Raw genomic sequence first — 13,581 nt, forward strand, 5'->3', positions numbered from 1 at the left:
GACCGACCGGCGCCCACCGGGGCGTGGAATGATGGTGCGATGCCCGATCGGACGATGCCGGATGCCGCGCTGGTCGACCCGATCCTGCACCGCGCCGCCCGCGTCGAGGACGCGGTCCAGGAGTTCCGGGAGCGGCGGGCACGTGCTCGCGGTCTCGTGCCGACGGTCGTCCCGTACACCGGGTACGGGGCGCCGGGATGGGTCCGGGTCCTCTGTCGGGTCCTGCTCACGCGGCGTGGCCTCGCCTCCGACGCCAGCTACGAGGGCGTCCGCGGTTGGCGCAGCTTCACGAGCGTGGCCGTCGACGACGTCGAGGTCACCGTCACCGCCGGGGGTGCCACGCACCGCGTGCAGGCCGACCGGGGCGGCGTGGTCGACACGCGTGTCCCGCTCGACCTCGAGCCCGGCTGGCAGACCGTCACGCTCGCCGCTGGCGGTTCGCGTCCCGTCCACGCGCCGGTGTTCGTCGTGGATCCGTCGACCCGCTTCGGCGTCGTCTCGGACGTCGACGACACGATCATGGTGACGAGCCTCCCCCGCCCATTCCTGGCGGCATGGAACTCGTTCGTCCTCACGGAGCACGCCCGCCGCCCCGTCCCCGGGATGTCCGTGCTGTACGAGCGGATCCTGGGTCAGCACCCGGGCGCTCCGGTGGTCTACCTGTCGACCGGCGCCTGGAACGTCGCGCCGACGCTCAACCGGTTCCTCACTCGCAACATGTACCCGCCCGGCGCCCTGCTCCTCACGGACTGGGGTCCGACGCACGACCGCTTCTTCCGCAGCGGACGGCTCCACAAGCAGGAGAACCTCCGACGGCTCGCCGCCGACTTCCCGGACGTCCAATGGCTGCTCGTCGGCGACGACGGCCAGCACGACGAGGAGCTGTACGGCGAGTTCGTGGCGGAGCACGAGGGCAAGGTCTCCGGGGTCGCGATCCGCCAGCTCTCGACGAGCGAGGCCGTTCTCGCCGGCGGCCGCTCCCGGGCTCAGGAACGCAGCCGCAATTCGGCCGCTCCGTGGGTCTACGCCCCGGACGGCGCCGGGCTCTGGGAGGCACTCGCCGACGTCGGGATCACCCGGCGCTGACCCGTGTCGGCGTGCCGATCCGGACGTCCGGACACCGGCTCCCCTGCGGGAGTGCACAGCCGACTCCCTCCCGCCGGACGCGGGACCCGCAGGGTGACAGGCTGGACCGATGGCGCTCCACATCGAGGACTACGCACTCATCGGCGACTGCCACACCGCCGCGCTCGTCGGCCGGGATGGCAGCATCGACTGGCTGTGTCTGCCCCGGTTCGACAGCGCGTCCGCGTTCGCCGCGCTCCTCGGCGACGAGGACGACGGTCGCTGGCTGCTCCGACCGGACGACGACACCGCGACCGCCACACGCCGCTACCTCGACGACACGTTCGTCCTCGTGACGACCTGGACGACCTCCACCGGCGTCGTCGAGGTGACCGAGTTCATGCCGTCCGGGGACCGGCGCGCCGACCTCGTGCGACGGGTCCGCGGGGTGCGCGGATCGGTGGCGATGCGGCAGGAACTGCGGATCCGGTACGGCTACGGAGCGACGGTGCCGTGGATGCGGCAGATCGGCCACGACGACGCGCACGTCCTGCTCGCCACCGCGGGGCCGGACTCGATCGTCGTCCGTGGACCGCGCCTCCATGCGGAGGGCCACCGTCACGAGAGCCGGTTCACCGTCGAGGCCGGCAGCACGGTCGACCTCACGCTGACCTGGTACCCGTCCCATCGTGAGCCGCCGACGCCCCCGCAGGTCGACGCCGTCCTCGACGAGACCGTCGGCTGGTGGCGCCACTGGGCCGCCGGCGACGCCACCGATGGCCGCTACGCCGACGCCGTGCACCGCTCGTTGCTCGTGCTCCGTGCGCTGACGCACGAGGACACCCGCGGGATCGCCGCGGCAGCGACCACGAGCCTCCCGGAGGACCCGGGCGGCGAACGCAACTGGGACTACCGGTACGTGTGGCTGCGCGACGCGTCGCTGACGCTCGCGGCGCTCCTCGCGCACGGGTTCCGCGACGAGGCGGACGGCTGGAAGCACTGGTTGCTCCGCGCGATCGCCGGTGACCCCGCCGACGTCCAGATCATGTACGGCCTCGCCGGCGAGCGGGAACTCCCGGAGCGCACCCTCGACCACCTCGCGGGGTACGAGGACTCCCGCCCGGTCCGCGTCGGCAACGGCGCCTACACGCAGTATCAGGGCGACGTCTTCGGCGAGGTCCTGGCGGCGCTGCACGACGCACGCGAGCTCGGCGTCGAGGAGAACGCGGACAGCTGGTCGCTGCAGCGCGCACTCCTGGCCTACGTCGAGGAGCACTGGCAGGACCCCGACAACGGCATCTGGGAGATGCGTGGGCCGCGCCGCCACTTCACGCACTCACGCGCGATGATCTGGGCCGCGTTCGACCGCGGTGTCGCCGCCGTCGAGGAGTTCGGACTCGAGGGGCCGGTCGAGCGCTGGCGCGGGTTCCGTGACCGGGTCCGCGAGGAGATCGAGACGCAGGGCTACGACCCGGTGCGGAACACCTTCCGGCAGCACTACGACACCGACGAGGTGGACGCCTCGCTGCTCGTCCTCCCCCAGATCGGTTTCTGCAAGCCCGACGACCCCCGCATGCTCGGCACCGTCGCCGCGATCGAGCACGACCTCCGCACCGGACCCGACGGACTGCTGCTCCGGTACCGCACCACCGCGGGCTTCGACGGCCTGTCTGGATCGGAGCACCCGTTCCTCGCCTGCTCGTTCTGGCTCGTCGAGCAGTACGCGGCGTCGGGCCGGATCGAGGACGCCGAACGCCTCATGGACACGCTCGTCGGGTTCGCGAACGACGTCGGGATGCTCTCGGAGGAGTACGACGTCGAGCACGGCCGGCAGATCGGCAACACACCCCAAGCGCTGTCGCACCTGACCCTCGTCACCGCCGCCGACGCGATCCGCCGGGCGCGCGGCGAGGCCGGGCCCGGCATCCGCACCCGGGAGGCCCAGAACGACGGCACCACCCGCAGCACCACCGGTGTGGGCGAAGCCGCGGTCGCGTCGGACGACGATCGACGTCAGGGGATCAGGACGAGGACTCCCAGTCGGCGGGGCCACGCGAGCCGGCACGGTAGTCGTCGAGCGGGACCTCGCGACGCTTCCAGGCGTCCACGACGGGCTGGACGATCTCCCAGCAGCGGACCGCGACGTCGCCGCGGATCGACAGCAGCGGGTCGTCGTGGAAGATCCCGCTCAGGACCTCACCGTAGGGCGTGAGCTCGCCACTGTCGAACGACGACGACAGGACGATCTGCCCCATCTCGAACGGGTTGCCCCCACCGTTCGCCGACAGGCTCAGCTCGATCTCGTCCGGGTTGAGGACGATGCGCAGCGTGTCCGACACCGGCTGTCCCTCGAGGCCGGACGGGAGTCGCGGCACCGGCTTGAAGGTGACGAGGACCTCCTTACGGCTCGCACCGAGCGCCTTGCCCGAACGAAGCGTGAAGGGCACGCCCTGCCAGCGGGCGGTGTCGACCTCGACGTTGATCTCGGCGAGGGTCTCGGTCTGGCGCTCGGGGTCGACGCCGTCCTCGTCCGCGTACGACGGCAGCTCCTTGCCGTCGATCGTGCCCGCGACGTAGCGCGCACGCCGGCTCGCCTTGAGCGGGTCGTCGTCGACGAGGTGGGTCGACCGCAGCACCCGGGCGAGCGACGACCGCAGCTCGACGGCGTCAACCGCAGCGGGCGCGTCCATCGTGACGAGCGCGAGGATCTGGAGCAGGTGGCTCTGGATCATGTCGACGAGCGCACCGGCGTCGTCGTAGTACTGCGCGCGGCCCTCGAGGCCGAGGGTCTCGTCGTAGAGGATCTCGACCTTCTCGATGTTGTCCGCGTTCCAGATCGGCTCGAACATCCGGTTGGCGAACCGCAGACCGATGATGTTGAGCACGGTCGACCGGCCGAGGAAGTGGTCGGTGCGGTGCACGCGCTCCTCGGGGACGAGCTGGAGGACGGTCTCGTTCAGCGCCCGAGCCGATTCGACGTCCGTGCCGAACGGCTTCTCGAACGCCAGGGTCGTGCCCTCGGGGAGTTCGAGCTCCGCCAGGGCGTCACAGATGTCCGACGCGATCTGCGGCGGCAGCGCGAAGTACAACACCGGCTCGCCCTCGGCGGCGTCGAGCATGGCCTTGAGGTGGGCCGGGTCCTTCGGGTCGCCCTGCATGAAGACCGTCGACTCGAGCGTCGCGTCGACCTCGGGCCCCGAGACGTGCTGCGAATCGAAGGCGTCCTTGACGACCTTGGTCCAGGCTTCCTCCGAGCGGGCGCTCCGGCCCGTGCCGATGAGCTTGACGGGGACGGAACGGGCGCTCTGGAGGAACGTCCCGAGGCCGGGGAGCAGCAGCCGGGCGGCGAGGTCGCCGGTTGCGCCGAAGACGATGAGAGTGCGCTTGTCGGTCACCAGGGGTGACTCCTTTCGGATGGATGTGCGGGTGTCGACCGCGTCCGATCGGACCGGTCGGGATCGGCCCGGACGCACGTCGGGCGGCACCGGTGAGGGTGCCGCCCGATGAGCGTCAGGTGCGGATCAGTGTCCGAAGTTGCCGCGGTAGTACTCGTAGGTCCAGCCGACGAGCGCCACGATCCCGATGGAGGCGCCGATGGCGAAGATCCACCACCCGGCTGCGACGCCGAGGAAGCAGATCGCCGCCGCGGCCGCGAGCGTGATCGGCCAGTAGGACCAGGGGCTGAAGTGACCGAGTTCGGCGTCACCGTCCTCGATGTTCGCGTCGGTGCGGTCCTCGGGCAGTACGCCGTCCTGCGCTGCGAACGTCCGGCCCAGGTAGAAGGCGATGAACACCCCCAGGATCCCGGTGAGACCGATCGAGACCGTGCCCACCCACTCGATCTGGTTGGTGGCGAGGATGCCCCAGATCGTGTACGCCGCGTCCGCCACGAAGAAGAAGATCGCGAGGATCCAGAACAGGTTGGTACTAGCGCGCATGGTTCCTCAGAACTTCTGGTCGGTCTGGTTCGGGTTCCGGGTCTTGCCTGTCGCCGCGTCGTGCGTCTGCGCGTCCGGAGCGTCCATCGCCGGACCGACACCGATCGGGATCCCCGCCTCGGGGTGGTTCAGATCGAACGCCGGCGACTCCGACCGGATGCGCGGGATCGAGGTGAAGTTGTGCCGCGGCGGCGGGCAGGAGGTCGCCCACTCGAGCGAGCGGCCGTAGCCCCACGGGTCGTTCACGGCGACGCTGGGCGCGTGCCGCGCGGTGACGTAGACGTTGTAGATGAACGGCAGGAACGAGACGCCGAGGATCATCGCGCCGATGGTCGACAGCTGGTTCATCCAGGTGAAGCCGTCCTGCGGCAGGTACGTGGCGTAGCGACGGGGCATGCCGATGACGCCGAGCCAGTGCTGGATGAGGAACGTCGTGTGGAACCCGATGAACAGCAGCCAGAAGTGGATCTTGCCGAGGCGCTCGTTGAGCATCTTCCCGGTCCACTTGGGCCACCAGAAGTAGAAGCCCGAGAACATCGCGAACACGACCGTGCCGAACACCACGTAGTGGAAGTGCGCGACGACGAAGTACGAGTCGGACACGTGGAAGTCGAGCGGCGGCGAGGCGAGGATCACGCCCGTGAGGCCACCGAAGGTGAACGTCACGAGGAACCCGATGGCCCAGAGGATGGGCGTCTCGAACGTGACCGAGCCGCGCCACATCGTGCCGACCCAGTTGAAGATCTTCACGCCGGTCGGGACCGCGATGAGCATCGTCATGAGCGAGAACCACGGCAGGAGCACGCCGCCGGTGACGTACATGTGGTGCGCCCACACCGTCACCGACAGGGCCGCGATGGTGATCGTGGCGTAGACGAGCGTCTTGTAGCCGAAGATCGGCTTCCGGCTGAAGACCGGGAAGACCTCGGACACGATGCCGAAGAACGGCAGCGCGATGATGTAGACCTCGGGGTGGCCGAAGAACCAGAACAGGTGCTGCCAGAGCAGCGCACCACCGTTGGCAGGGTTGAACACCTGCGCACCGAACACACGGTCGAGGCCGAGTCCGAACAGCGCCGCGGCGAGCACCGGGAACGCCATCAGCACGAGCAGCGCGGTGATGAGGGTGTTCCAGGTGAAGATCGACATGCGGAACATGGTCATGCCCGGCGCGCGCATCGTGATGATCGTCGTGATGAAGTTCACGGCACCGAGGATCGTCGAGAAGCCGGTCAGGCCCAGGCCGAAGACCCACAACGTCCCGCCGAGACCTGGTGTGAACGTGGTGTCCGACAACGGCGCGTAGGCGAACCATCCGAACGAGGCGGCACCCTGCGGCGTGAGGAACCCGCCGACCGCGATGAGGCCGCCGAAGAAGTACAGCCAGAACGCGAAGCCGTTGAGGCGCGGGAAGGCGACGTCGGGCGCGCCGATCTGCAGCGGCATGATCGCGTTCGCGAACCCGGAGAACAGCGGCGTCGCGAACAGCAGCAGCATGATCGTGCCGTGCATCGTGAACAGCTGGTTGTACTGCTCCTTCGTCGCCACGACGTGCAGGCCGGGCTCGAAGAGCTGCGCACGGATCACGAGCGCCATGACCCCCGCCAGCAGGAAGTACAGGAACGAGGCGATCAGGTACATGTACCCGATCGTCTTGTGGTCCGTCGACGTGATCCAGTTGACGATGATGTTGCCCTTGCGGCCCACCCGCGAGGCCGCGAAGTCCGGCGTCGAGGTCGGGGCCGACTGGCCGACGAATGCGGAAGTGGTCATGGAGCGAGCCTTACTTCTCGGTACCGGCGGCCTGCGCGGGCGCCACGTTGTTCGGCTGGTTCGAGTCGGTGTTGTACTCGTTGCCGAGCAGACCGACCTTGCCCTGGTCGCGGAGGGACGCCAGGTACGCCTGGTACTTCGCCGGCGACACGACCTTCACCTGGAAGAGCATGAGCGAGTGGTACTCGCCGCAGAGCTCGGCACACTTGCCCTGGTAGGTGCCGGTCTTCTCCGGGATGAAGTACTCGTAGTTGGTCCGGCCGGGGATCGTGTCCTTCTTGTAGAGGAAGTCGACGACCCAGAACGAGTGGTCCACGTCGCGCGAGGACAGCTCGATCTCGACCTTCTTGCCCTTGGGCAGGTAGAGGGTCGGCAGCTGGTTGGTCTTGATGTCGCCGGTGCCGTTGTCTTCTTCCTGGGCCTGGATGCCCTGGTAGTAGACCGACTTCTTGGCGTCGTTCTGGTCGATGTAGTTGAAGTCCCACGCCCAGCGCTTGGCGTACACGTGGATGGTGGCGTCGGGGTGTGCGAACGGCTTCTCGATCGCGGCCTGGTCCTTGGCGGTGAAGGCGAAGAAGCCGAGCACCAGGATGAGCGGCACGATCGTGTAGAAGATCTCGATCGGCATGTTGTACCGGAGCTGCACCGGGAGGCCGGTCTGGCCCTTGCGGCGGCGGTAGACCACCGCGGCCCAGATGATCAGGCCCCAGGTGATGAGACCGACCGCGAGGAGGACGATCCAGCTCGTCACCCAGAGGCCGACCGTCGCACTCGTGTGGTTGGTCGTGTCCCGCGTGTGCTCGGTGCCCGGCAGCCAGCCGTTCAGCTGCTGCTGCGTGCAACCGGCCAGTGCGATGACCAGACCGACGGCCACCGGGATGGCCGCCCAACGTATACGGCGATTCGAACGCACTGTTACCTCTCGCGAAGACGGTTGTCGGGACGTGACCGCATCGAATCAGCTCGACGCAGGGCTCGTTCCCAGACTGGGTGGAACACTCCTAGCTTACTCGCAGCCAGGGTGCCGACGTGCACACGCGACACGCTCGCGGGCGGCTTCGGAAGCCCACAGGTGTCGCCCAACGCAGCACGAGGGACGCCGGTCGCCCGGTCGTCCCTCGCTCGCCGCGGTGCCCCGGCAGGGCCGGTGCCCTGCGTGCGCCGCGATCGGTGCTGGTCAGTGGAAGCTGTCGCCGCACGCGCAGCTGCCCTGCGCGTTCGGGTTGTCGATGGTGAAACCCTGCTTCTGGATGGTGTCCTCGAAGTCGATGGTCGCACCGTCGAGGTAGGGCACGCTCATCCGGTCCACCACCACCTCGACCCCGTCGAACTCGGCGGTGGCGTCACCCTCGAGCAGGCGCTCGTCGAAGTACAGCTGGTAGATGAGGCCCGAGCAGCCGCCCGGCTGGACGGCCAGACGGAGCCGGAGATCGTCGCGGCCCTCTTGCTCGAGCAGGCTCGCGACCTTCGCCGCAGCCGCGTCGGACAGCAGCACGCCGTGGGACGGTGCCGCGGCCGGCTTCTCGATCGTCGTGGTGGTGTCGGTCATCGCCGTCTCCCTCCGCGCGGTGCAGGTCACCGCGGCTCGTTCCGATTGTAGGCGCGCGCACCGACGCCGTACACCGGGTCGGGCCTCCCGGGTCGTGCGGACCGGACGGGAGGCCCGACGGCGGGCCGCTCAGACGGAGCGGGTGCCGAGGCGGGCCAGCAGGATCGTCTCGGCGGCGATCGCGCGGTGCAGGACGCCCAGGTGCTGCGACTCGTTCGGGCTGTGCGCGCGGGTGTCCGGGTCCTCGACGCCGGTGACGAGGATCTGCGCGGCGGGGAACTCGGCGGCGAGGTCCGACACGAACGGGATCGAGCCGCCGATCCCCTGCTCGACCGGCTGCGCACCCCACCCCTCGGTCATGGCCGTCCGGGCCTCGCGCACGGCCCAGCCGCTCGTGTCGACGAGGAACCCGTCGCCGGTGTCGACGTCGGTGATGTCGACCCGCGCGCCGAACGGGGTGTTGGCCCGGATGTGCGCCTCCACGGCCGCGAAGGCGTCGGTCGCCGACTGCCCGGGGGCGACCCGGATGGAGACCCGCGCGGAGACCGTCGGCAGGAGCGTGTTCGACGCGTTCGCCACGCTCGGCACGTCCATGCCCGTGACGGTCACCGAGGGCCCGGACCACATGCGGCCGAGCAGCGGGCCCTCCCCCACGGGCCGGACGCCGTCGACGAACGCCGCCTCGGCCGCGAGTTGCTCCTCGCTCCGCGCGGGCACCGGACCGTCGTACCGCGTGAGCCCGGGCACCGCCACGGTGCCGGCGTCGTCGTGGAGCGACGCGAGGAGGCGCACCATGGGCATCATCGCGTCCGGCACGGCACCGCCGAACATCCCGCTGTGCGACGCGTGCTCGAGCGTCGTCACCGTCAAGCGGAAGGTCACGTTGCCGCGCAGGCTCACCGTGATCGCCGGGACGTCGGTGGACCAGTTGTCACTGTCCGCGACGACGATCACGTCGGCCGCGAGGTGCTCGCGCTGCTCGCGGAGGAACGTGGTGAACGAGCGCGACCCGAACTCCTCCTCGCCCTCGACGAAGAGGACGATGCCGAGGTCGAGGTCGGCGTCGTCGACGACCGCACGCAGGGCGCGCAGCGACGCGATGTGCGTCATCACGCCGGCCTTGTCGTCCGAAGCGCCCCGCCCGTGCAGACGCTCCCCGCGGAGGGTCGGCTCGAACGGCGGCGTCTCCCACAGCGCCTCGTCACCCTGCGGCTGGACGTCGTGGTGCGCGTACAGCATCACGGTCGGTCGGCCGTTCCGCGCGCGCCGCACCGCGAGCACCGCCGGCTGTCCGAGCGCCGCGCCCCCGTCCGTTCCGGCCGTCGCGTCGGCGCCCTCGCCCTCGGCGCCCGCGATCGCGGAGCGGACGACCCGGACGTCCTCGAACACGCCCGTGGAGCGCGCGAGGTCGGCCACGGCCTCGGCACTCGCCTGGACCGCGGACGGGTCGAACGCGGACCACGACACGGAGGGGATCCGGATGAGCGCCGACAGGTCGGCGATGGTGGTCGGCAGGCCGCCCTGGACCGCGTCGCGCAGCGCGGCGAGCAGGGTCGGATCGGTCTCGGGCGCGTGCTGTGCGGAGTCGGTCATGCGGGTAATCTTGTCAGTCCGAGCAACGATCGAGGACACCGTGGCCAAGGCGCAACCCAAGACGAACACGACGGTCAACCCGTCCGACGAGGAACTCCTCGCGGCGGGCGCCCCCGCCCGGGGCAAGGGGCGACCCACCCCGAGCCGTCGGGAGCGTGAGGCCGCGAACCGGCGCCCGATCGTCGGCGCGACCCCGGCGGACCGCAAGGCCGCGCGGGCACGCCTGACGGACGACCGCGAGCGTGCTCGCGTCGGTCTGGCGAACGGCGAGGAGCGCTACCTCCCGGCCAAGGACCGCGGTGAGCAGCGCCGGTACGTCCGCGACTACGTCGACGCCCGATGGAGCGTCGGCGAGGTGATGCTCCCCCTCATGGCGGTGTTCCTCATCGTCTCGCTGGCCGTGACGGCGATCGAGGGCATCGCGTTCGTCCTCATCTGGCTCTTCGTCGCGCTGTTCCTGCTCGACGCCGTCGTCACGTTCCTCGCGCTGCGCCGTCGCATCACCGCGAAGTGGGGGTCGGGGTCGCTGCAGCGTGGCACGTTCCTCTACGTGGTGACCCGCCAGTTCCAGATGCGGTTCCTCCGACTGCCGAAGCCGCAGGTCAAGCGCGGTCAGTACCCCGTCTGACGACCAGACGGACGGGAGGCCCGGTGCACGCTCGCACCGGGCCTCCCGTCGTTCCTGCGGCCGATCAGGCGCGCGCCGCGGCAGCCGCGCGCCGCGCCGCACGCCGGTGGCGACGCCGACGCAGTCGGTTGATGCGCATGGCCCACGTCGGTCCCTCGTAGAGGAACGCCGTGTAGCCCTGCACGAGCGTCGCGCCGGCCTCGATGCGGGCCTCGACGTCGGCCTCGGTCGTCACCCCGCCGACCGCGATCACGCAGAAGTCGTCCGGTACCGCAGCGCGCACGCGACGCAGGACCGCGAGGGACCGCTCCGCGAGCGGCGCGCCCGAGAGACCACCCACGCCGAGGGCGGCGGCGACGTCCTCGGCGGCGCGCAGCCCCGTGCGTTCGACCGTCGTGTTGGTCGCGATGACACCCGCGAGCCCGAGCTCCACCGCGAGTGCCGCGATCGCGTCGATCTGCTCGTCAGTCAGGTCCGGTGCGATCTTCACGAGCGTCGGCACGCCCCGGGCAGCGCCGTGCACGGCCGAGAGCAGCGGCCGGAGTTGGTCGATCTCCTGCAGACCGCGGAGCCCAGGGGTGTTCGGCGAGCTGACGTTCACGGCGAGGTAGTCGGCGAACGGCGCGAGCATGCGGGTCGACTCGAGGTAGTCGTCGACGGCTTCGGCCACCGGGACGACCCTGCTCTTGCCGATGTTGACACCGATGACGGGGCGGCCCGGGAAGCGACGCGCGCGTTCGAGGCGCCGGGCGGCCCGCGCGGCACCGCCGTTGTTGAACCCCATCCGGTTCACGAGCGCTCGGTCGGCGACGAGCCGGAACAACCGGGGCCGTTCGTTCCCGGGCTGCGGTCGGGCGGTGAGCGTGCCGACCTCGACGTGCCCGAACCCCAGGAGCCCGAGCCCGATGACGCCCTTGGCGTCCTTGTCGAACCCCGCCGCCATCCCGAAGCGCGACGGGAAGTGGATGCCCATCGTCGTGACGCCGTCTGCGGCACCGGGCCGTCCGTAGCGCTCGGCCAGTCCCGCGAGCACGGGGAGCCGGGGCAGGACACGGATCACGCCGAAGGCCAGGTGGTGCGCGCGTTCTGGGTCCATCCGGGCGAACACCACCCGGAACACGACCTTGTACCCGGCCCGGAGGAGGACTTCGGCGACGCCGCTCATCCGGCGCTCGTCGCGCTGCGGCCCGCCGCCGCGTCGGCGTCGGCGTCGGCGTGGTGGTCGATGCGCAGTTGCTTGATGGCGTCGTCGAAGTCGTCGAGCGACTCGAACGCCTGGTAGACGCTGGCGAAGCGCAGGTACGCGACCTCGTCGAGCTCGCGGAGCGGATCGAGGATCGCGAGCCCGATGTCGTTCGCGTCGATCTGGCTCGCACCGGACGAACGGACGATCTCCTCGACGCGCTGGGCGAGCACGGCGAGGTCGGCGTCGGTGACGGGGCGACCTTGGCACGCCTTGCGGACGCCCGAGATGATCTTCTCGCGGCTGAACGGCTCGAGCACCCCGTTGCGCTTGACCACGTTGAGGCTCGCGGTCTCGGTGGTCGAGAACCGGCGCCCGCAGTTCGGGCACTGGCGACGACGGCGGATCGACGTGCCGTCGTCACTGGTCCGGGAGTCGACGACGCGCGAGTCCGGGTGGCGGCAGAAGGGGCAGAACATGTCGCAGACGATCGTACCGGGTGGTCAGGAGCGGGCGAGGCGTGCGGCCACGGCGGCCCCGTGCGCCGGCAGCTGCTCCGCCTCGGCCAACGCCACGATGCGCGGACCGACTTCGGCGAGGGCCTCCGCGTCGTAGCGCACGATCTGCTGCGGGCGCAGGAACGTCGCCGCCGAGAGGCCGGCGCCGAACCGGGCCTGCCCGCCCGTCGGGAGCACGTGGTTCGACCCCGCGAGGTAGTCGCCGAGACTGACCGGAGCGGACGGCCCGACGAACACCGCACCGGCGCTGTCGATCTCCGCGAGCACGGCGTCGTCGTCCTCCGTCTGGATCTCGAGGTGTTCCGGTCCGTACGCGTTGCTGACCGCGGCGGCGTCCGTCAGCGAGCCGACGAGCACGACGGCCGACTGCGGGCCGCCGAGCGCCACGCGCACGCGGTCCGCGGTGGCCAGCCGGGCGAGCTGTGCCGGGATCGCGGCGTCGACCGCGTCGGCCAGGGCCTCGGACGTCGTCACGAGGACGCTGCCCGCCTGCTCGTCGTGCTCGGCCTGGCTCACCAGGTCGGCGGCGACGTACTCGGCGTCGGCGGAGGCGTCGGCGATGACGAGGATCTCGGTCGCGCCGGCCTCGGCGTCGATGCCGACGAGGCCGCGGACGAGCCGCTTCGCCGCCGCGACGTAGTTGTTACCGGGACCGGTCACGAGGTCGACCGGCTCGAGCCCGATCTCCGGCACACCGTGCGCGAGTGCCCCGATCGCACCCGCACCGCCCATCGCGTAGACCTCGTCGACGCCCAGGAGGCCCGCGGCCCCCAGGATCGTCGGGTGCACGCCGTGTCCGTGGTCGCGTTGGGGCGGGGACACGAGGGCGATCGACCGCACCCCGGCCACCTGGGCCGGCACGACGTTCATGACCACGCTCGACGGGTACACGGCCTTGCCGCCCGGCACGTAGAGGCCGACCCGACGCACGGGGCGCCACCGCTGGTGGACCTCGGCTCCGTCGGCGAGCGTGGTGATCGCGGCCTGGGGCACCTGGGCGGTGCTCGCCGCACGGACGCGCCGGATGGCCTCGTCGAGCGCGTTCCGGACCACCGGGTCGAGTCCGGCCACTGCTGCGCCGATCGCTGCCGCTCCCACGCGGACGGCGCCGGGCGCGCCCCCGTCGAACCGCTCCGCCTGCTCGCGGAGCGCGGCGGCACCGCGGTCACGGACGTCGTCCACCAGGTCACGCGCCGCGGTCGTCGCACTCGCGACGTCACCCGCGGCCCGCGGCATCAGTCGGAGGAGTTCGGCGCGGTCCGGCAGTCCGCCGCGGAGGTCGATTCGTCGCATCATGGCCAGCCCAGCCTACCGAGGCCGACCCGGTCACCGAC

11 protein-coding genes and 1 pseudogene are annotated in these 13,581 nt (G+C 70.7%); 3 read left to right on the top strand and 9 right to left on the bottom strand.

Annotation, left to right across the window (positions count from 1 at the left end):
• Window positions 1-39: 39 nt before the first annotated feature.
• Both DEI92_RS05230 and DEI92_RS05235 read left to right on the top strand, forming a co-directional pair.
• Complete coding sequence (locus DEI92_RS05230; protein WP_111012617.1) at window positions 40-1,086, top strand: App1 family protein; 1,047 nt, start codon at window positions 40-42, stop codon at window positions 1,084-1,086.
• A gap of 109 nt (window positions 1,087-1,195) precedes the next feature.
• A pseudogene (locus DEI92_RS05235) lies at window positions 1,196-2,938 on the top strand (glycoside hydrolase family 15 protein); the annotation flags it as partial.
• Between the two features lie 148 nt (window positions 2,939-3,086).
• Here DEI92_RS05235 and DEI92_RS05240 read toward each other — a convergent pair.
• From DEI92_RS05240 to DEI92_RS05265, 6 genes are all read right to left on the bottom strand, one after another.
• Window positions 3,087-4,463 (bottom strand): glucose-6-phosphate dehydrogenase, encoded by a 1,377-nt coding sequence (locus DEI92_RS05240; RefSeq protein WP_111012859.1) that lies wholly within the window; start codon window positions 4,461-4,463, stop codon window positions 3,087-3,089.
• 123 nt (window positions 4,464-4,586) lie between these two features.
• Entirely contained in the window at window positions 4,587-5,003 is a 417-nt protein-coding gene (locus DEI92_RS05245) for a cytochrome c oxidase subunit 4 (RefSeq protein WP_111008651.1), read from the bottom strand.
• A 6-nt stretch (window positions 5,004-5,009) separates the two neighbouring features.
• Window positions 5,010-6,776 (bottom strand): cytochrome c oxidase subunit I, encoded by a 1,767-nt coding sequence (gene ctaD / locus DEI92_RS05250; protein ID WP_111012618.1) that lies wholly within the window; start codon window positions 6,774-6,776, stop codon window positions 5,010-5,012.
• 10 nt (window positions 6,777-6,786) lie between these two features.
• On the bottom strand, window positions 6,787-7,689 hold the full coding sequence (gene coxB / locus DEI92_RS05255; RefSeq protein ID WP_111008649.1) for a cytochrome c oxidase subunit II: 903 nt from the start codon (window positions 7,687-7,689) through the stop codon (window positions 6,787-6,789).
• A 264-nt stretch (window positions 7,690-7,953) separates the two neighbouring features.
• Complete coding sequence (locus DEI92_RS05260; RefSeq protein ID WP_111008933.1) at window positions 7,954-8,325, bottom strand: iron-sulfur cluster assembly accessory protein; 372 nt, start codon at window positions 8,323-8,325, stop codon at window positions 7,954-7,956.
• Between the two features lie 129 nt (window positions 8,326-8,454).
• Window positions 8,455-9,918: a dipeptidase gene (locus DEI92_RS05265; RefSeq protein ID WP_111012619.1), complete on the bottom strand. Its 1,464-nt coding sequence runs from the start codon at window positions 9,916-9,918 to the stop codon at window positions 8,455-8,457.
• A gap of 10 nt (window positions 9,919-9,928) precedes the next feature.
• Between DEI92_RS05265 and DEI92_RS05270 the strand changes: the two genes are divergently transcribed.
• Window positions 9,929-10,546, top strand: a complete 618-nt coding sequence (locus DEI92_RS05270) for a DUF3043 domain-containing protein (RefSeq protein ID WP_258368406.1) — start codon at window positions 9,929-9,931, stop codon at window positions 10,544-10,546.
• Between the two features lie 64 nt (window positions 10,547-10,610).
• On the opposite strand, the gene DEI92_RS05275 is transcribed toward DEI92_RS05270, so the two are convergent.
• Genes DEI92_RS05275 through hisD form a run of 3 tightly spaced genes read right to left on the bottom strand, consistent with a single transcriptional unit; the run spans window position 10,611 to window position 13,543 of the window.
• A complete protein-coding gene (locus DEI92_RS05275; RefSeq protein ID WP_111012620.1) occupies window positions 10,611-11,711 on the bottom strand; it encodes a quinone-dependent dihydroorotate dehydrogenase in 1,101 nt (366 codons plus the stop codon).
• Window positions 11,708-12,208, bottom strand: coding sequence for a transcriptional regulator NrdR (nrdR, locus tag DEI92_RS05280; RefSeq protein WP_111012621.1), 501 nt, complete (start codon window positions 12,206-12,208; stop codon window positions 11,708-11,710). The genes DEI92_RS05275 and nrdR overlap by 4 nt, the downstream gene beginning before the upstream one ends.
• A 24-nt stretch (window positions 12,209-12,232) precedes the next feature.
• On the bottom strand, window positions 12,233-13,543 hold the full coding sequence (gene hisD, locus DEI92_RS05285; RefSeq protein ID WP_111012622.1) for a histidinol dehydrogenase: 1,311 nt from the start codon (window positions 13,541-13,543) through the stop codon (window positions 12,233-12,235).
• Window positions 13,544-13,581 lie beyond the last annotated feature (38 nt).

This window comes from Curtobacterium sp. MCBD17_034 (assembly GCF_003234515.1).
GTDB lineage: Bacteria > Actinomycetota > Actinomycetes > Actinomycetales > Microbacteriaceae > Curtobacterium.